The 19,106-nt window shown below is 52.2% G+C and carries 17 protein-coding genes and 1 tRNA gene; 12 read left to right on the top strand and 6 right to left on the bottom strand.

Annotated elements, in window-relative coordinates:
- Positions 1 to 46: 46 nt before the first annotated feature.
- Positions 47 to 682 carry an adenosylcobinamide amidohydrolase gene (locus tag GGC63_RS02165; protein WP_225947868.1) on the top strand — a complete coding sequence of 212 codons (636 nt, stop codon included), beginning with the start codon at positions 47 to 49 and terminating at the stop codon, positions 680 to 682.
- A gap of 71 nt (positions 683 to 753) precedes the next feature.
- On the opposite strand, the gene GGC63_RS02160 is transcribed toward GGC63_RS02165, so the two are convergent.
- Positions 754 to 897 (bottom strand): hypothetical protein, encoded by a 144-nt coding sequence (locus GGC63_RS02160; protein WP_179135855.1) that lies wholly within the window; start codon positions 895 to 897, stop codon positions 754 to 756.
- A gap of 128 nt (positions 898 to 1,025) precedes the next feature.
- On the opposite strand from GGC63_RS02160, the gene GGC63_RS02155 reads away from it, so the two are divergent.
- Complete coding sequence (locus GGC63_RS02155; RefSeq protein ID WP_192700929.1) at positions 1,026 to 1,232, top strand: hypothetical protein; 207 nt, start codon at positions 1,026 to 1,028, stop codon at positions 1,230 to 1,232.
- 10 nt (positions 1,233 to 1,242) lie between these two features.
- Here GGC63_RS02155 and GGC63_RS02150 read toward each other — a convergent pair whose 3' ends face one another.
- Together GGC63_RS02150 and GGC63_RS02145 are read right to left on the bottom strand one after the other, a co-directional pair.
- The gene (locus GGC63_RS02150) at positions 1,243 to 1,464 is read right to left on the bottom strand and encodes a hypothetical protein (protein ID WP_192700928.1); all 222 of its coding nucleotides are present in this window, start codon (positions 1,462 to 1,464) and stop codon (positions 1,243 to 1,245) included.
- A gap of 317 nt (positions 1,465 to 1,781) precedes the next feature.
- Positions 1,782 to 2,123: a hypothetical protein gene (locus GGC63_RS02145; RefSeq protein ID WP_192700927.1), complete on the bottom strand. Its 342-nt coding sequence runs from the start codon at positions 2,121 to 2,123 to the stop codon at positions 1,782 to 1,784.
- A gap of 198 nt (positions 2,124 to 2,321) precedes the next feature.
- Between GGC63_RS02145 and GGC63_RS02140 the strand changes: the two genes are divergently transcribed.
- The 10 genes from GGC63_RS02140 to GGC63_RS02095 all read left to right on the top strand — a co-directional run bounded on the left by GGC63_RS02140 (position 2,322) and on the right by GGC63_RS02095 (position 15,469).
- A tRNA-Leu gene (locus tag GGC63_RS02140) sits at positions 2,322 to 2,409 on the top strand.
- A gap of 74 nt (positions 2,410 to 2,483) precedes the next feature.
- The gene (locus GGC63_RS02135; protein ID WP_192700926.1) at positions 2,484 to 2,969 is read left to right on the top strand and encodes a GNAT family N-acetyltransferase; all 486 of its coding nucleotides are present in this window, start codon (positions 2,484 to 2,486) and stop codon (positions 2,967 to 2,969) included.
- A gap of 541 nt (positions 2,970 to 3,510) precedes the next feature.
- On the top strand, positions 3,511 to 5,748 hold the full coding sequence (locus GGC63_RS02130) for a helix-turn-helix domain-containing protein (protein WP_192700925.1): 2,238 nt from the start codon (positions 3,511 to 3,513) through the stop codon (positions 5,746 to 5,748).
- A 404-nt stretch (positions 5,749 to 6,152) separates the two neighbouring features.
- A complete protein-coding gene (locus GGC63_RS02125; protein WP_225947867.1) occupies positions 6,153 to 7,751 on the top strand; it encodes an extracellular solute-binding protein in 1,599 nt (532 codons plus the stop codon).
- 168 nt (positions 7,752 to 7,919) lie between these two features.
- The gene (locus tag GGC63_RS02120; protein ID WP_192701398.1) at positions 7,920 to 8,777 is read left to right on the top strand and encodes an ABC transporter permease; all 858 of its coding nucleotides are present in this window, start codon (positions 7,920 to 7,922) and stop codon (positions 8,775 to 8,777) included.
- Between the two features lie 32 nt (positions 8,778 to 8,809).
- Positions 8,810 to 9,682: a carbohydrate ABC transporter permease gene (locus GGC63_RS02115; RefSeq protein ID WP_192700924.1), complete on the top strand. Its 873-nt coding sequence runs from the start codon at positions 8,810 to 8,812 to the stop codon at positions 9,680 to 9,682.
- A gap of 102 nt (positions 9,683 to 9,784) precedes the next feature.
- Complete coding sequence (locus GGC63_RS02110) at positions 9,785 to 10,732, top strand: sugar phosphate isomerase/epimerase family protein (RefSeq protein ID WP_192700923.1); 948 nt, start codon at positions 9,785 to 9,787, stop codon at positions 10,730 to 10,732.
- 12 nt (positions 10,733 to 10,744) lie between these two features.
- The gene (locus tag GGC63_RS02105; protein WP_192700922.1) at positions 10,745 to 11,404 is read left to right on the top strand and encodes a hypothetical protein; all 660 of its coding nucleotides are present in this window, start codon (positions 10,745 to 10,747) and stop codon (positions 11,402 to 11,404) included.
- Between the two features lie 23 nt (positions 11,405 to 11,427).
- Positions 11,428 to 13,161: a hypothetical protein gene (locus tag GGC63_RS02100; protein WP_192700921.1), complete on the top strand. Its 1,734-nt coding sequence runs from the start codon at positions 11,428 to 11,430 to the stop codon at positions 13,159 to 13,161.
- Positions 13,162 to 13,174: 13 nt separating this feature from the next.
- Positions 13,175 to 15,469, top strand: coding sequence for a glycoside hydrolase family 105 protein (locus GGC63_RS02095; protein ID WP_192700920.1), 2,295 nt, complete (start codon positions 13,175 to 13,177; stop codon positions 15,467 to 15,469).
- A gap of 141 nt (positions 15,470 to 15,610) precedes the next feature.
- Here GGC63_RS02095 and GGC63_RS02090 read toward each other — a convergent pair whose 3' ends face one another.
- The 3 genes from GGC63_RS02090 to GGC63_RS02080 are packed head-to-tail and all read right to left on the bottom strand — an operon-like array spanning position 15,611 to position 19,005.
- On the bottom strand, positions 15,611 to 17,026 hold the full coding sequence (locus GGC63_RS02090) for a sensor histidine kinase (protein ID WP_192700919.1): 1,416 nt from the start codon (positions 17,024 to 17,026) through the stop codon (positions 15,611 to 15,613).
- The gene (locus GGC63_RS02085; RefSeq protein WP_192700918.1) at positions 17,016 to 17,723 is read right to left on the bottom strand and encodes a response regulator transcription factor; all 708 of its coding nucleotides are present in this window, start codon (positions 17,721 to 17,723) and stop codon (positions 17,016 to 17,018) included. Before GGC63_RS02085 ends, GGC63_RS02090 begins: the two co-directional genes overlap by 11 nt.
- Positions 17,716 to 19,005, bottom strand: coding sequence for an FG-GAP repeat domain-containing protein (locus GGC63_RS02080; RefSeq protein ID WP_192700917.1), 1,290 nt, complete (start codon positions 19,003 to 19,005; stop codon positions 17,716 to 17,718). The genes GGC63_RS02085 and GGC63_RS02080 overlap by 8 nt, the downstream gene beginning before the upstream one ends.
- Positions 19,006 to 19,106: the final 101 nt, after the last annotated feature.

Here is a 19,106-nt window from a genome sequence, read left to right as displayed (position 1 = left end):
AAATTTAAGATACTATGAAGCGGAAGACGGCTTAAACAGCTACTTTATGATAGAGAGTATCGAGCCGCTCCGCACGTTGAATTCGTCGATGTGGGGAGAAGGCTTCGGATGGCATTCACGCCTGATGAACCGACAGGTGGACCGCAGCTATTCCAGCTCGGATCCGCTGGCTGAGATGCATCAATTTATGCGTATGAGAAGCATCGGCATAGAAGAGACGGCGGCCTTATTAACCGCAGCTAGAGTGCAGGACAGAGGCTACTCCCAGGAATCCGGGGATAAGGGGCTTAAGGTATGCACCTGGGCTACTGTCGGCTTAAGCAACAAAGCGAGGGCGGGCTCCTTACGGAACATGCATGAGCTGTTCCCTGGAACCATTAACCTGATCGTAGTCATTGATGGAATCCTGACGGACGCGGCAATGGTCAATGCCGTGATTACAGCGACGGAGGCGAAGGCCGCTGCACTGCAGGACGCAGATATCCGCTTAGCGGACAGTCGGGAGACCGCGACAGGAACAACAACGGATGCGGTTATTATAGCCGCTACCCAGAAGGGAGCTTCGTATCGCTATGCGGGTACAGCTACCCAGCTTGGCTATGGCATCGGAAGAACGGTGTATGAAGCAATGGCTTATTCCATTCAAAGGTATAAGGCCTGGGAACTGTCACAGCAAAAATGAAACCTGGAGCCCGCAAAGTTCTTGCTGAACGGGCCTCAGGTTTTAGTATTTCTGGATAAGTGCGGTTATTGTTACCTGCCTTCGGGACCGCGGCCACAGCCTTCGGATTTCTTCGGAGGGTTGTTGCCGTCGGCCATTTTGTCGCCGAATTGGTCCAGACGGGAAGGATGCCCCGCAGGGCCGTCGTTGTCGGGTTTATTATTTCTGCCTGCCATTTGTATCACCTCCACATGAAATAGAGTCTCATGCTAGCCGATTTTTATCCGCTGAGTCATACGTATAATATTGGAGCCTTCAGAGAAACTAACTCTGTAATCGAGATATGTGGGGGCGAGGGTTGACGATGGATGATCAAGTGGTGCATTTGGACGATTTTTACGCGTTAAGGATTCATAGAGAAGGAAAACGCGGGGTCAACGGCGAAATCATTAGATTAAACACGAATTCCATACACCCGCCAACACATTTGTTCGATACTCCAAGCTTTGAGGATGCGGAGGCATTAAAGGAATGGGCAGCCCGAGCCTTGCAGGCTTACCGGGAAGGGTAGATGAGAGAGGCTACTTTTTAAATGCCCCGACGATGTACAGCAATCCCAGGGTGGCCAGCATGCCGATCATGATGAACATGAGCCCGCTTATAAACAATATGGCTCCTGGAATAATAAAGCTGATGATCAATGTAATTCCGATGGCCCAAAGCATCGTTTGAAAGGTCAGCTTGATAAAACCCCAGACGAATAATGCCGCAACCACTCCCATAGCGAGCTGCAAAAAGATCATAATGCTCCCCCCCTTGCCCTATATATATGGGCTTAAGCGGGAGATCATGATACAAGCTTCACGAAAGAACAGGAATATCCAACGTTTTTCCTGCATACGATGTAATCCGGCAGCTAACGAACGTATTCGATTCTATTCGAACAGCGGGAGGAGATAAGATGTCCACGGAAGGTTCCGCATTGAAAGGAACGGTGTACGGCATTTTGTTTACGCTTCCAATTTGGGGAGCTATCGCCTGGATTGTTTTTGAATGTTTGGATTAAATAGCTCGGGTACCTCTTTTCGTCAAGAAGAGAGGTACCCGATTGTTCTATTGGTTACAGGTTTGATTCCGATTTGGAAATGGCTTTATTGGAGCGGAATGTAATTTTTGCCGACCCGTTCGGGTTTCCTTCCGCTTGGTATTGATAGGTTGTCGTATAATCAGGGGACGACTTATCTCCCGATTCGGAGATGAGCTTGCCCTCGCCGCCTACAATCCCTTTCACTTCATCAGATGTCATGCCCAAATTGATTTTGTCATATTTTTCTTTTGTCATGGTAGCTAGCGGGGCTGGGGTTGGAGTTGGCTGTGCAGCATTACCGCCGGAATGACTGCAGCCGATGCTATTGCCGGCAATAACTGCTGCAAGCATAAGAACACAGATTGATTTTACCAAGTCTATCGCCTCCGAAGTACGGTTTAGGATATTCCATATTGCTCTTAAATTGCATTTGAAGCAATGTTCAATTCATCTCCAAACCGAATCGTAAATATACGGATTTCATGCCTTTTAAAAATTTTGTTTGACAACGGGGCAAAATAGGTGATATTATACAACTTGTCCCCTTCAAAATATGAATGAGACATAATATATGCGGTCATGGCGGAATTGGCAGACGCGCACGGTTCAGGTCCGTGTGGGCTAACCCCCCGTGGAGGTTCGAGTCCTCTTGACCGCACCAACTATAACAAAACCACCATCTGATATCTCCGGATACCAGATGGTTTTTCATTTGGAGAGGCAGAGTGACATGCAATGATTATCCGTACCGCAGTTATTGAAGATGTTCCTTCTATTCTTACCATTTATAACGAGGCCATCCTGAACACCGTGGCAACCTTCGATACGGTTCCGCGTACTTTGGAGCAGCAGGAGACCTGGTTCAAGCAGCATGGCGATCGTTACCCGATTATCGTGGCAGAGCTGGGAGGGACGGTTGTAGGCTGGGCATCCCTTAACGCTTATTCGGATCGTCTGGCGTATGCTCGCACCTCTGAAATGTCCCTGTATATTCACCATGATTTTCGTGGGCAAGGCATTGGGAAGCAGCTGATGGAGAAGGTGCTTGAGGCCGGCAAACAGGCAGGGCTGCATACCGTCCTGTCCCGGATAGTGGAGGGCAATGACAGCAGTATTTACATTCACCGTACATACGGCTTCGACTATATCGGTGTCATGCGTGAAGTAGGCTTCAAATTCGATAAAATGCTGGACGTTATTCTTATGCAAAAAATGCTGTGATCGTTCATAAAGCCGCCGTTGGGCGGCTTTTTTGCTTTGCACAACGGCTGTAGCGGGCTTGTACCGGCGGAGTACATTGGCAAACATTCAAATTAATCGTATTACCCGCTATTGTTTATCTAATGGAAGGCTCCCCTCCTGTATGTTATCCGGCAGCGAGCTTGGTATGAACAGACAGAGTAGTTGGAAAGGTCATGCTCAGGAAAAAGGTTGGTCGTCTGAAAAAAGTTGGTTGTCATTAGCCTTCTGTTAGGTTACAAAGTAAGTAGCTTACCTGGGTGCAAATGGCGGTTTTTCCCAGGATGCAGGTGGAGCTTGTCGGAGAAATCCGTTCCGCTGTATAATGACTACACCGATAGGGCGGAAATACCCGGACAACCCGTTTTTGTTCGACGAACGAAAGGCGGGTTGATTTATTTTCACATTTCGGGCGAAGCAATTAGGGTTCACATTGGCTTTCTTGGTTCAAGAAAGATGTGTACGCCGGCTTGATCCTATAGAAGCACTTATCCCATTAATCGTGTAAGGAGTTCATAGGCGTATGGAAAAGACCTGGTATAATCGATTGCTGATGTCGTATTTTCCGATCTTGTTCATCACCGTTAGTATCATTATTTTTGTATCCGTTTCCATGATGAGCGAAATTTCCATTAAGGAGACCGAGAAGGCCAATCGGATTTTTGCCAAATATGTGATTGATTCTATGGAAACCTCGTTGAAGGCAGTGGAGAGGGTTATTTTGGAGGAAGCGGGGAACAGCGACGCCTTCTATGATTTTTTCGAGATGAAGAACAAATCGGAGGGGGGAATGGTTTACTACGAGACGTCCAAGGAGCTGCATAAAATTCTTGACGATAACCCGATGATTCAATCGATTTATTTGTACCGCGCTCAGGATCAGCTGGTTCTGACGACCAACGCGATTCAGCAGCTGGATAACTTCCAGGACAAGGAATTCGTCGAGGAATCCTTCGGCAATCCGAATAATACGGGGTGGTCCGCCGTTCGCATGTATTCCGGCCTCAGCCTGCAGCCTAAGGAGAAAGTCATTTCCATAAGCAAGAAGGCGCTGCTGCCTTTCGGCAATCAGGGCATTATCGTGGTCAACGTCAGGGTCAGCTCGCTTCTGCGCATTGTGGACGAAATGATCAACGCGGATATTACCTTCATGGATATTAGGGATGCAGGGGGGCAGCGGGTATATCCGGTCGAGCTTGAGGAAGACAAGTCGCTCTCGGCACAAGGAAGTGTCATAACGGATATTCATTCCGATGTCATCGGCTGGAATTTCGTCAGCGGCATTAAGGGAGGGCGCATGTTCAACTGGGTCTCGGCCATCTCCCATATATGGCTTGGCATCGGCATAGCGACCGTGCTGTTCAGCATTATCTATACCCTGTATGTAACACGCCGGAATTACAAGCCGATCGAAGGCATCATGCAGCAGATCAACAAATACCAGAGCCGCAGTGCGCCTAGAGGGAAAGGCGGCGACGAATTCTCGTTTATCGGCAAAGTGCTGGACAGTTTGATGGAGCAAACCAACCGCTACGAGAAGCAGTATCAGGAGGATTTGATCATTAGGCGCAAGCAGTTTTTCCTGGAATGGATTGGTGGACAGTCTCCGATGAGCCGGCAGGAATGGGCTGCCCATATGAACCGGTACAAGCTGCCGAGCTCTTATACTAGACTGATTGTTTGTGTCGCAGAAATCGACGGATTCCCGAATTTCCAGCAAAGCTACAGTGTGACCGACCAGAACCTGCTCAAATTTGCTTTGACCAACGTCGCCCAGGAGCTGGCGGATTCCGAATGGCTGACAGTTTGGGCGGAGTGGATATCCGACAAACGGCTGTCGATTCTGCTCATGCTGCATACGGAGGAGGACGCGAAGCTTGAGGGCGTGAGCGATTTGCTTGACCGCTTTCGGACTTGGGTGGCCGTGAATTTGAAGTTCTCCTTAACCGTCGGTGTCGGAAGGAGCACGGAGCAGTTAACGGAGGTATGCAATTCCTTCGAGGAGGCGGTCACGGCACTCCAATATAAAATGTCGCTCGGCAACAATCAGGTCATCCGTTATGAAGAAATAGCGGCGGCCAGCTCCGGAGATACCCATAAATATTTTCAGCTGATGGATGCAATGTGCCATGAATTTCGGATCTCCGACAGCAGCTGGCAGCTTCATGTTGACCAGTTCGCGGAGTATTTGGAGCAGGATGTGCTGAAGGGAGCGGAGATCCACCATTTGCTGCAATATGGGGTTCGACTGCTCGAGCGCACGTTGGAGGGATTATCGTCCGATATTATCGAATACTGGAGGAAGCATGTTCTTCCCCGGCTCACAGAGGCGCTGGATACTTCAGAGACAACAGAAGAGCTTCTGCCAGCCGTCGTCTCCTCGCTTAAGCAGCTGCACAGCCAATACGTATCCCTTCGGGATGCCAAAAATCATCATCAGCTGGCAAGCGACATTCGGCATTATATCGAAGACAACTATGCCAATCCGGACTTATCGCTGAATCTGATCTCGGACCAATTTAATGTGAACGGCAAATATTGCAGCCATCTGTTCAAGGAAGTGTACGGAATGAAATTCGTAGATTTTCTCATGAATTTACGGATGGAGCAGGCCAAGAAGCTGCTATTGCAAACCGAGCTGCCCTTGCAGGATATTTCGGAGAAAGTAGGGTATACCCATTCGATTTCATTCGGACGCACCTTCAAGAAGGTCGTCGGCGTCACTCCCGGGGATTACCGCAAATATATGCAAGCCGAGTAAGGTGCGGAAGGCTCCCATGGTCAGCATGAGGAGCTTTCTTTAGTTTTATACGCTGGTGAAGACGGCGGCTCGTCTATGCGATCCCAATAGGATTGTAAGCGGCTTAACGGAAGAAAGCTCCAATGGAGAGAGGCTTGAGAAATCCGCACGGGAGTAAGGAAAAGAGCACTTCGCAGAGAAAAGTTGGTCATAAGAAATCGGTTGGTCGTCAGGAATCAAGCGCTATCTGACAATCGGTTTATGCGGAAGAATCATGTTGGTTGACCCTTAGCCAGGGCGACCTGTATAACTTGAATTACATCCCGCCGGTCCTCCAATCGGGCGAAGCAAGTGCAAGACAGATATATCTAGGGGGACATGAAGGATATCTTAACGAAGCTCAGATGTAGAGGAGATGAATCACCTTGAAAAAGAAAGCGCTTAAACGAAACGCGGCATCCATATTGGCGGCAGTTACGGCATTTGGTTTATTGGTCGGTTGTACCAGCAACGGGGGGCAAACGCAATCAGGCTCGGCGGGAAGCGGCGGCAGCGGTTCTAAAGAGCAAGTGACTTTGAAGGTCGAAGTGTTCGACCGCGGCAATTCGCCGGCGGGTATGACCGTAACGAACAATTTGGTGACCAAATGGGTGCAGGAAGCGTTCGGCAATCCCAATAACATTAAATTGGAATTCGTCCCTGTCCCCCGGGCTCAGGAAGTAGATAAGCTGAACGTTTTGATGGCGAGCGGGGATGCTCCGGATATTGTGTTCACCTACGACCCAAATCTTGTATACAAATATGTGCAGCAGGGCGGCTTGATGGATCTGGGTAAATTGCTAGATGCAGGCGGCGCCAATCTGAAAAGCTATCTCGGTGAAGATACGCTGAATTACGGCAAATTTGACGGTAAGCAGTACGCTATCCCGGCCAAACGCGTGTATTTGGGCAAGTATTCCTCGATGATCCGGCAAGACTGGCTCGACAAGCTGGGTCTGCCGGTTCCGAAAACGACCGAGGAAGTATATAACACGCTGAAGGCATTCAAAGAGAAAAGTCCGGGCGGCAGCGGTACCATACCGTTAGGCTTCTCGCTGGCGCCAGCCTCCTATGAACCGATCATCTGGCCGTTTATTAAGAAAACGTCCGAGGAAGAACGCTATACGCTGATGCAGCTGCTGGGTTCGGGCGATAAGCCGACGCTGATGCCTGGACATAAGGAAGGCGTCAAATTCCTTAACAAGCTGTACAACGAGGGACTGATTTCGCCGGATTTCGCACTGGATAAAGATAAGAAGAAGCTGCAGCAGGACGTAATGACGGGCAAAGTAGGCTTGTATGCGGAGGACGCAGGGCAAAGCTACGGCACCGCCCCTGAAGTGGTAGGCATCCTGCAGAAGAACGTGCAAGGAGCCAAGATTACGCCTATCGATCCTTATACCAACGAGGAAGGCAAGCACTCCAAGCCTGCATATCAACCGGCCGGGATGTATATCATGATTCCGAAGTCGAGCAAGAACGGCGAAGCGGCCATGAAATATTTGAACTGGATGGCGCAGAAGGATGTCCTGAACCGCCTTACTAACGGCGAGGAAGGGAAGAACTATACGCTTCAGGACGGACTTCCTATTCTGAAGGACGATGAAGCTACCAAAAATCTCCTGTATAACGCCGGAGATATGAGGCTGGTATCGAACGGATTGGATCTCGGCGACAAAGCCAAAAACTTAAAAGCGATGGCGCTTGCGGCACCTGAAGCCTATCGTGCGGATGCAGCTATTTCCTTCCAGAACGGATTGGCTGACGGGATCGCTCCGCTTCGCTTCGACCGTCCTATTCAAGCCGAGGTCAAGTACGGAAAAGTACTGCTGGACAAATACGAAGAAATGCTTGTCAAATGCATGATGGCCAAGCCGGAGGATTTTGACAAGGTTTACGACGCGATGCTGAAGGACTATATGTCCAGCGGTGGCGATGAAATCAAGAAAGAACGGACGGAAGCCTACAAGTCGATGAAAAAGTAAATAACTGTAAAATCCCTTGGCTGCAAAAGCAAATAGATAGAACCCGGGAGGGGGCTCCGGCTCCCTTCCCAACGGTTCGCAAGCAAACGGTTAGATGAGGCAGGAGGAGGCTTGAGAGAAGTGCGAGGTGCAGGAACTTATTTAAATCGTTATTGGCAGCTGTATGCCATGCTGATGCTGCCTATTGCTTACTTCCTTGTATTTAAGTACGGTCCGATGTACGGTGTGACGATTGCGTTCAAGGATTTCAACTTGTTTCAGGGCATCAACAAGAGCCCGTGGATCGGCTTGGATACGTTTCGCGAAATTTTCAAAATGGACGCCTTCTATGTGGCGCTGCGCAACACCTTTATGCTCAATTTTTTGGATTTGATCTTTTCGTTCCCCGCCCCGATTTTGCTGGCGCTGATGCTTAACGAGCTGGGCAGAGCCTGGTTCAAGAAGCTTTCCCAGACGATCCTGTACTTGCCGCATTTTATCTCCTGGGTTATTATCGGCGGCATTGTGTATCAGGCATTTTCTACGAACTCGGGTGTGGTTAACCATCTTCTCGGAAACATCGGAATCGGTCCGATTCCGTTTCTATCGGATAAATACTACTGGCTTGTTACGTACTTGGGCACAGGGATCTGGCAGAGCGCCGGATGGGGTACGATCATTTATTTGGCTGCTTTGACCGCCATCAACAAGGAGCTGTACGAAGCTGCTGATGTAGATGGAGCGGGACGGTTTGCAAAAATTTGGAACATTACCCTCCCGGGGATTCGATCTACGATCATCGTGCTGCTTATTTTGAAGCTGGGGGAAATGGTGCAGATCGGCTTTGACCGTCCTTTTGTTATCGGCAATGTGACGGTGGCGGAATTTTCGCAGGTGCTTAGCACGTTCGTATACAAAATCGGGATGCAGACAGGGGAATATTCCGTTGCTACGGCGGTCGGCTTCTTCCAGGCTATCGTGGGGCTGGTGTTCATTCTGACCTCCAATTACATCTCCAAGAAAACAACCGACGAAGGCATTCTGTAGCCTTTTCCTCGTACAGAGAAAGGAGTACGTTTATGAACACGAAAATGGGCAATCGCCTGTTCGATGGGATCAATACGGCGCTGCTGCTGGTCGCTCTGATCCTATGTCTAGCCCCCTTTTTGCATATCCTGTCAATATCTCTCAGCTCTAACAAGCCGATTATGTCGGGTGATGTGACGATTTTTCCGGTTGATCTCAATTGGGAGGCATACAACCGGGTACTGGCTGATGCGGCGATGATCCGCTCTCTGGGCCTATCGGTCGGACTTACGGTGCTGTTCACCGTACTGTGTATGGTTATGACCATCTGTGCGGCTTACCCGTTAACCAAGACAGAGCTTAAGGGACGTAAGGTGTTCATGTATATGATCGTGTTTACGATGTTTTTCAGCGGGGGGATCATTCCCGAATACATCCTCGTGAAGGAGCTTCATCTGGTCAATACCATTTGGTCGCTGATTTTGCCGCTGCTGGTAAACCCGTTCTACCTGATCATATTAATCACGTTTTTTAACGGCATTCCCAAGAGCTTGGAGGAGTCGGCGGAGCTGGACGGAAGCTCTCATTTCGGAACGCTGATCCGGATTATTCTGCCTTTGTCGATGCCTGCCATTGCAACGCTAAGTTTGTTCTATGCGGTCAACCGCTGGAACGGCTTTATGGACTCGTTATTTTACATCACCGACCCGAACCTGTATCCGCTTCAGCTGAAGCTGTATCAGATGATTATGAATAGCATGATGACCGATCAGATGCAGATGGAGGGCGCGCAGATCGTGCAAATTTTGCCGGAGAGCCTGAAGGCTGCCAGCATTGTGGTGGCGACGCTGCCTATTCTGGTCGTGTATCCGTGGCTGCAGCGGTATTTTGTGTCCGGGATTATGCTTGGCTCGGTCAAAGGATGAGTGCAGGTTATTAGGGCAACGAATACTGCGGAAAGTGTTGCGGGAAGAGCTAGTTTTCGTAAAGATCGTTCGTTAGGTAATACACAATGGAGGGGAGCAGAAATGCTGGATAAGGGAGAATACTCGTTTTCGACCTGCTGGAATATTAAGCGGCACACGGTCGGAAGGGAGATGGTGGAGGAGATCCGGTCACTCGGATTTCGTTATGTCGAGCTGAACTATAATGTGACCGACGAGCTTATGACTACGATTGAACCGATGATTGAAAAAGGGGAAATCGGAGTATCCAGCGTGCACAACGTGTTTCCTCATATTGCCGACAAGGATTATGATACTGATTCGGTCATGCTCGGCTTCGACGACGAGGCAAAGCGGGAACGGTCCGTTGAGCTGCTGATCCGGTCAATGGAATATGCTCACCGGTACGGGGCCAAAGCGGTCGTAGTCCATCCGGGAGAGGTTCCGTTCGAGTACAACATAGACTCCGAGCTGAAGAAGGTCTATCGCGAGGAAGGCAAGGAGTCGGCGGCGTACCGTGGGCTGTGGGCGCAGATGCTGGAGCGGAGGGAGAGGCTCAGCCCGATTTATACGAAGCGGATTCAGGAAAGTCTGGAGAAGGCGAGCGAGCATGCCGCACAACGGGGCTGGAACGTCGCCATTGGCATAGAGACGCGTTCGCGCTGCTATCAGATGCCGACGCTGATGGAGGCGAAGACGATCTGTGATAGCCTGCAGGGAGCGCCTGTCTATCTGTGGTACGATATCGGCCATGCGACCATGATGGAGCGGATGGGCTTGTATGATAACGCCGCCGAGCTGGAGCAGGTTAAGCGCTATATCTATGGCGTCCATATTCATGAGACGCTGGAGCTGTCCGACCATTGGTGTCCCTATGTGCACAGCAACGATCTTACAGGCTTTGACCGTTTCCTGGGGGCTATCGAACAGGCGAAGGTGAAGGTGTATGAGCTGAAGGCCGCTTGCCAGCCGGGCGAAATCGAGGAAAGCCACCGGATTATTACCGGCAAGCTGGATGGTTTGAGAGGGTAGGTGGGAGATTTCATGGACCGCGAGCTGGCTCTGAAATATGCGCCTGTGCTGTATTTCGATCATCGAGAGCCGTTTTATCCGGTTAGGGTAGGAGTAACTGTATTTCGGGAGCCGGGGGAATCCCCGTCGTTTCGCAGAAAAATTCGGTTCACGAATGATACAGCCTGCGTTATCGAATATGCCATTTACTGGGACTACGATATTCAGCATTTGTACGAGCTCGAGCATGTATGGATTTACGTGGGGCAGGATGGGGAGGTCACGGATGCGGAAGCCAGCTTCCACGGCAAATATTTGAAATCGTTGCTGCCTGGGCGAAGTAATGTCCAGGGGACGCAGGTCCGGCTGTATTCCCAGCCGGGCAAGCATGCCTTTTCGCCGCTGCCCGAGCTGTTCGAGCTCTTGCCGGGCATGCGGTCGTCGGTGAATGAAGACGCCGGCATCGACGGCTTGACGGTACCGGAGATGTTCCGCAGCCGGGTTGGTGCGGATGCGGCGATCCATTGGCTGGTCGAGCGGCATTTGCGCTCGCTGGCTTTCGAGCCGTCGATGCAGTTCAAAGCGTATCACATTCCTGATGAGCTGTTCGTAGATTGGGCTGACTTGGCGGAGGAAATCCCGGTTCGCATAGAACGGGAATTGGAACGCCTAAGAGCAATGTACTTAGCATGATGTAACCAGAAGAGGAGAGAGCCATGGATTCGACATATAAGAAGCTGGTCCTATTATATGATGAGGTGACGCAAGCGACCTTGGGCAAGCAGGTGAAGGACGCTTCGAACAAATATGCGGGCGGTATTATGGATGATTCGGGTATCCCGCGGCCGAACCACGGCGGCACGCCTAGTGTGATGGCCTATTGGGCATGCGCATTGGTTAATCCGGATTCACGGTATTATCATGATCCGGAGCTTCTTACGGCCCTGGACCTGGCGGCCGATTTCATGCTGAACCGCCAGCATGCGGACGGGACCGTGTCGCTCGGCTCGACGAACTTCAACTCGCCTCCCGACACCGGTTTCGTCGTAGGGGGAGTAACCCAAATGTACCAGCTGCTGCACAGGCATGGCTGGACTGCAGTACAGCCGGCGGCAGAGAAACTGCGGCGGTTTCTGGAGCGGACGATCCCCGCTATGCTGACCGGCGGCTGCCATACGCCGAACCACCGCTGGGTGCTTACGGCGGCGCTGTCGCTGCTTTACGAGATATTTCCGCTGCCCGAGCTTGCAGCAAGGGCTGAGGAATGGCTCGCTGAAGGACTTGACATCACGGAGGACGGCGAATGGACCGAGCGCAGCAACGGCATTTACAATGCCGTCAGTGATATTGCGCTTTATCATACGGGCCGCGTGCTGGGCAAACCTGAGCTGCTGGAGGCGGTCCGCCGCAATCTGCGCATGATGGTCTACCTCGTTCATCCTTCCGGCGAAATTGTCACGGACTATTCCGGCCGTCAGGATTTCGGCCATCCGTATCACCTGGGTACGTATTTTCTCTCTTACCGGCTGATGGCTGCACTCGATAAGGACCCGTTATTTGCCGCAATGTCCGATTGTGCCGGGTCCTGCATCAGCGGACCGGAAGGTGTAAATAACAACGCGCTGCTGCAGCTGTTGCTATATCCCGAGCTGACGGATATAAGCGGTTTGGAGCGTGCCCCGCTGCCGGATCGCTATGTCAGGGTGATCAATGGCTCGCATCCGATTCGGGAGCATCTCGAAGCTATCGATTCAGTAGGTCATCATATGAAAATCCAGCATAGCAGCATGCATCTGGCGTTCGGTGCTCCGCTCGTCCGCATTCGGGAGCGGGAGACCAGCGTCACGATCATGACGAGAACGCCGTCGTTTTTTTCTCTGCGGCACGGCGAGGTGAGGCTGCTTGGCTTGAAGCTGTCCACGTCCTTTTCGCCGGGTATTGTGAAGTTCGATGAGCTTTCTGTTAGCGAAACCGGATATACGTTGGGGATTACGATGGAAAAAGGCTATACGGGCCCCATCCCGCAGCACCTGCTTCCGGAAGGGCGTGCACAGCTCAGCCCTTGGTATTTGCTTCCGCACCAGCACAGGCCGCTGACGCATGTGCAGTCCCACCGTTTGAGAGCAGAGCTGACGCCAGGGGAATCGGAATGGACTCTTCGAATCGTCTCAGATGACAGGGAGGACGTATTGACTCAGCTGACATTTATTCTAGGCGCTGAAGGCAAGCTGGAAGGCGAGGGCTTGGAAACGATCGGCGAAGGGCGATATGTGCTGACAAGCGGTGCCGCACGCTATTCGGCTGGAACTCACGCGATCGAGTTCTCTCCCGGGGGGCATGAGCATTTCGTGACGGAGGTCCGCGAGGACAGCCATCCGGCAGGCTGCCAATATGTCCATCTGAACTGGGTGACGCCGTTCGATAAAACCATCAGGATCCGATTGCTGTAATAGGAGGGTGGGTATGACGCATTACTTTCATGAGCAAGAAAGCGTCGCATCGCGGTTCGGCGATGACGATGCAGCCATCCTGAAGGTTTTGGCCGAACGGTACGTGGGTGCCAATCCCCAGGCAGGCTTCACCTATCGGGCGTTTTACGCTTCCGGTATATTGCAAAATGAGGAGGGGCTCTATGAGCTTGATCTGGCCCGGCGCTTTCCAGCTGCATTGCCCGGGCAGACGGCCTACGCCTGCGCGCTCGTATGGAGCGATGGGGAACGCAATCTTGATTTGCTGATTCGCTGTCTCGGTCCTGTACGATTTTTCTTTAATAGGGAGCTGGCCTACCGGTCGAATGTTATAGACGAGATGAAACCGGGTGCCAGCGCCAAGCTGAATTTGAATTTCGTCAAAGGCTGGAATGCGCTGTTCCTCTCGTTTCGCTGTACGGCGGTCGGCTTCGGCTGCCTGATTGGAGCGGACGAGGCCAAGGTCCGCATTCTGAACGTGCTATCCCCGTTCTCCGAACGGCAGGGACAGGCAGGATGGGCCTTCTCGGAGCCGGTGAAGGAAGACCTCATTCCACAGGGATGGGGCGTGCCGGAACTGCTTGGAGCCGAACATCCTCGTGACATACGCTGGCTGCCACGGGTACAGTGGGATGAAGACGCAGGAAGGCTTCCGACGCTGGAGCGGTTGTTCGGCAGGAGGCCAGGGAGCCAGGCCTATGCCTGGACCAAGCTGGACTGTTCCCGCATGACAGGGGAGTGGGTCACGCTTGAGGGGAGCTCGTCTGGTCCGGCCGAGGTATGGGTAGACGGCGATCTTGTCTTAGCCGTCGAGGCCTCTCACGGAGCCCCCTTCGCGGGCCGCTTCCGGCTGACGGCGGGCAAGCACGATCTCCTTTTTCGCAGCGTTTGCGGAGAGGCATCATGGGATTGTTCGCTGCAGGTTACGGGAGAGGGAACGAGCCGCCCCGAGCTGGCAGCCCCGATCCCGGTGCTTGGAGCAGAAACGCCATGGCTGTACGCGGGACCTTTCGGCGCGGAGCTGGAGCTTCCGTACGATGAATGGGTTCGTACGGATCGACTGTACCCGCTGGACTCGCCAGCGGTTATGAGTGTCGGTGCTGCTGATGCCGTTCAGCCGTCTGCCGATAGCTGGACGTATTGGCAGCTGGATCTGCCGGATGCCTGGATTCGTCCTTATTATGAGAACTCCATGCTGAGCAATAAATGGACCGTTGGGAACGTGACGAACTATGCACGCTGGGATTATCCCCTAGGCGTCACGGTCTACGGGCTGCTGCAGACGGGACGATGGCTGCAGCGGCCCGATTTGATCCGGTATGCGGCTGAGCATGTGCAGGCATGCACCGATTTGTACGAGTACTCGCTATGGGACCGTGAGCGATACGGCTTCCCCGCCATCAATCAGCAGCTCGTCATGATGAAGATGCTGGATAACTGCGGCTCGTTCGGCTCCGCCATGCTGGAAGCATTTCGCGATTGCGGGGACTTAAGGTTTCTTCCTGTAGCGGACCGGATCGCGGATTTCATGTTGAACCGGTTGGAGCGCAAGGAGGATGGAGCCTTCTACCGCGTATGTGCAGATGAATACTCGGAGAATACGATGTGGGCCGATGACTTGTACATGAGCGCGCCGTTCCTGTGCCGGTTCGCTCAAGTAACCGGGAGGCCGGAAGCGCTGGATGAAGCGGCTCGGCAGTTCCTGTTGTTCCGCAGCTATTTGTTCTTGCCCGATGAGCGTATCATGTCCCACGTGTATGATTTCAAATATGGGGCAGCGACCGGTATCCCTTGGGGGCGCGGCAATGGCTGGACGCTGTTCTCGCTATCCGAGGTACTGGAGGCGCTGCCGGAAGATCATGCGCTGCGTCCGGAGCTGCTCGGCTTCTTCCGCGAGCTGTGCGAAGGGTATGCCGCGCTTCAGGCGGATAGCGGGCTGTGGCATCAGGTGCTGAATGATCCGGAGGCCTATGAGGAGGCGTCGTGCACGGCGATGTTCGCCTATGCCTTCGCACGAGGAGTCCGCTTCAAATGGCTGCATGATCCGCAGCGCTTTACTGCCGCCGCTTTCAAGGCATGGGCGGGCTTAACCCGGTACGCCATCGACCGGCAGGGCAATGTTCACGGCGTGTGCAGCGGCTCGCGGTATGCCTTTACGCCGGATTACTACAAGTATGATTTATTGACCGTCACCAACGATAATCACGGGATCGGTATCATGATGCTTGCAGGAACCGAAATCGCCAAGCTGAAGTGGTATCTGGCGGAGGCGAAGCAGAGCGCTGTATAACAGCTCTGCAATTCCTTATCCCTATCCTTATGAAAATGACCCCTTGTTGTTCGAGGGGTCAGTGTTGTTGAATAAACCAATAGTTCACGCAAAATAGGTTTTTCAACAGAACCAGGTCCCATGAAGTCTAAGGGGCCTTTTTCATGCTTCTTCTCGTCCTCCAGGCAGCCGCACAGTAACCTCAGTTCCGGATTCATCCGAGGTAATCGACAATGTGCCGGAGTGCAGCGCAACAATCTCCGAGCAAATCGCCAGACCTAGACCGGTTCCTTCGCCTTGGGGATGAACCTGATAAAACTTCTCCATGACCCTCGATAAATGCTCTCCAGGAATGATCACTCCCTGGTCATGAATCCTTATGCCAAGATAGCCCGATTCCTCTTCCGTTATCGTAACCCTAATAGCCGTATCGGAATAAGCGAATTTGATTGCGTTGTCCGCAATATTGAGAAAGACCTGCTTCAGCCGGTTTTCATCCCCGGGAATTAGGACGGGTCCGTCGATGCCCTCCTCATCGTATATGAATGTGACTTGTTTGGATTTCGCTTTGGCCGCTAATTGCAGCACCACTTCATTCAATAGCTGAGGCAGATCAACCGGCTGAACCTCCAAAGCCAGCTGCTTCTGCTCCAGCCGGGAGAAATCGAGAAGCTCCTCTACAAGCCCGACCAAGCGGTCCGTCTCCTTGGAGATGACCTTAAGCCCGGTTCTCGTTTCCTCATGATCCTTCATATCGCCCAGCAGGATCGTCTCGCTCCAGCCCTTGATGCTGGTTAAGGGGGTCCGCAGCTCGTGGGAGATCGAAGAGATGAAGTCGTTTTTAAGCTGATCGCTTTTTACGATTTCCTGCGCCATGTAATTCAAGGTTTTGGCCAGATCCCCTAATTCGTATTTAAAGCCTTCGTCGACCCGGGTATCGAGCCGGCCCTTGGCCATTAAGGCAGAAGCGGCTGTAATCCGGTTAATCGGCTTTACGATCGAGTTGGCCAGCCCCAGGCTGATTAAGGAAACGGTAGCCAGAATGACCAAGCCGATGAGCAGGGCGATATTAGTCAGATTGCGGATGACATGATCGACTTCCTCCAAGGAAGTGACGTAGCGAAGCAGGGCGATAGGCTGTCCGTTCCACTCCAGCGGCGTAGAGACGGCCAGCACCCTTTCTCCGGTACTTGCGTTCCTGCCAATCCACCGGCTCGTATCACCTTGTGCGGCGGACTTTACATCTTTGGTCTTGATCTGCTCATGGACGGAGAATCCGCTGGTGCTTGCCAGCACCATCCCTTGATTGCTCAGAATCTGAAGCTCCGCATTATCGTGCGCGAAGGATTCGATCACCTCGGGAAGCTGGCTGTCGAACATGAGCACGTTCAGATTATTATGGAACTTGTTGTAGAAGGAAGCAGACACCTGAGCGTGGTTGCTCAAATTGCTCGCTATGCTGTTATAGTAAAAGGTTCTGACCGAATACAGGAAGACACTCTCGGCCAATATCAAGGTCAGCAGCACGACAAGCACATAGTGGGAAACGACGACTCTTTTGATTCCTTTACGTTTCATGACCCATATCCTTCCACCTGTAGCCAAGCCCCCAGACCGTTTCGATAAAGGCCGGCTTGGAAGGATCGTCTTCTATCTTTTGCCGGACACGGCGAATATTGACGTCGACCATTTTCGGATCACCAATGTAGTTGGCTCCCCAAACTTCGTCCAGCAGCTTGTCGCGGCTTAAAGGAATGTTGGGATGCTCCATAAACATGCAGAGCAATGCGAGCTCGGTGGGCGTCACATCGACGACGGAGCCGTTCTTCCTGATCTCCCGCTGCTCCTTATGAAGCTCAAAAGGGCCGGAGCGGAGTATGTCATGCTGGACGGGTGTCCAGCTTTGAAGCTGAACGCGGCGCAGCAAGGAGTGTACCCTTGCCATTAATTCGCCGGGACTGAACGGCTTGCTTATATAATCGTCGGCTCCAAGGGAGAGACCGAATATTTTATCTTTCTCCTGAACCTTGGCGGTCAAAAAGATAATGCCCACCCGTTCGTTAGCTTCGCGGATTTGCCGGCATACCTCGAAGCCGTCAGGTCCTGGCACCATGACATCGAGCAGCGCCACCCCAAGATCGGGATGCCGGCGGAACTGCTGCAGCGCTTCTTCACCGGTCGCGGCTTCGATGCTATGGAATCCTTCTCTTTTCAAGTTGACGACAATGAAGCTTCGGATGGATTCCTCATCTTCAAGAATTAGCACTTTATTCATGGGAACCCCCCTTTTGCTCAAGCTCTATTACAGAATGAAATTGTTGGACGTACGGCCTGCTTTGTTCGGTTAGATGCAAGAGAGTGACTGTTTTTTCGGTTCTTCCAATTTCCTGCCATCCGGGATCGGCGTCGTTCCTGTTTTCGCTCGGAATCGTCTTCCATTCGACGAGAGCTTCATCCCGATCTGGAGCCAGGAAGCGAATCGCATTCCCTTCGGGATCCCTTGCAACACGGAAGGAGTCGTTCCATTCGGTCGGAATATCGAAATAAAAGCTGTTGGTATAATCATAATAGCGCTTATAAAGCGGCTGCTTCTCCAACCCCTGCTGACCGTCCCAACGGTAATATTCGGTAATCCACGGCGTAGTGGCGTATGATTCCTCCTCCGAGCCCTTCGGTGCAACGAGTAGCCCGATTTCCATAAAGCCGTCTCCGTTATAATCGCCGCTTTTGGTAGACCCCGGGTTAAAGGGAGCTTTGTCGTCGGGGAATGCTTTGACAAGCTGACCGCCATCAAAATAGACCAGCTGCGTGCTGGACGAGTGAGCCCCAAGTCCGGCGTCAAGCAGTAAGCCTCTCTTTGACCCTGTAACATTTCCCGCAGCGATGTTGTAATACCCGTTCACATAGGGGTCCAGCTCTACGGTTCCGATGGCTTGAAACTGCCGTGAATATTGGACCGTTGTTAACTTGGCGGCAACGCCGCGATCCATTGTTAAAATCGTTATATCCTTCACCTGGTCTTGATTCAGATCGTCCACGACCATTTCCGTATAAGGAGTCTGATACAGCTTGGTTAGCTGCTGTCCGTCCAAGTGATAGACGACGAGGCCCTTATTGATTTTGGCGCCGCCGGAATAACCGACCAACAGGTCTGTGACGCCGTCCTGGGTGACGTCCTCGAATAGAAGGGTATCGAGCTCATACCCGTCGCCTTCAAATTCGCTCAGCAGCGTCCAGCTGTCGCCATTCTTTTGCCAGAGCATGCCCTTGATGCGGATTTCTTTATCGGGTGTCTGATAGAACACGACCGCTTCAGGCGTGCCGTCGTTATTGAGATCCTTAATATAGATGGAGCCGGTGTCGGCCGACTTCTTGGGACGGATAATAGAGGCTCCGCTCGGCAGTGCCGATTGAATCACCTGCTTCAAGCTTTCCTTCTCTTCCGGAAGCTTGGGCATTCGCATATAGGATTGCGGATCATTGGACAGCGAGCATCCGCCGATCAGGGCTGTCAGGATCATGAATAGCAGGATAGTGGGCCAAGATTTGGCTAGCAAGTTGATTTCGCCTACTTTCTGTTTGGCTGGAGGGGTGTACCCTCACCGGAGCCTATTGGCAGTGAGTCAAGCTTCACAGGTTTCCAAGAGACTCCGGGGCC

Origin of the sequence: Paenibacillus sp. OAS669, assembly GCF_014873645.1 — a bacterium.
GTDB lineage: Bacteria > Bacillota > Bacilli > Paenibacillales > NBRC-103111 > Paenibacillus_S > Paenibacillus_S vulneris.
The sequence above is the reverse complement of the archived record's forward strand: the minus strand, read 5'-3'. Positions and strand labels throughout refer to the sequence as shown.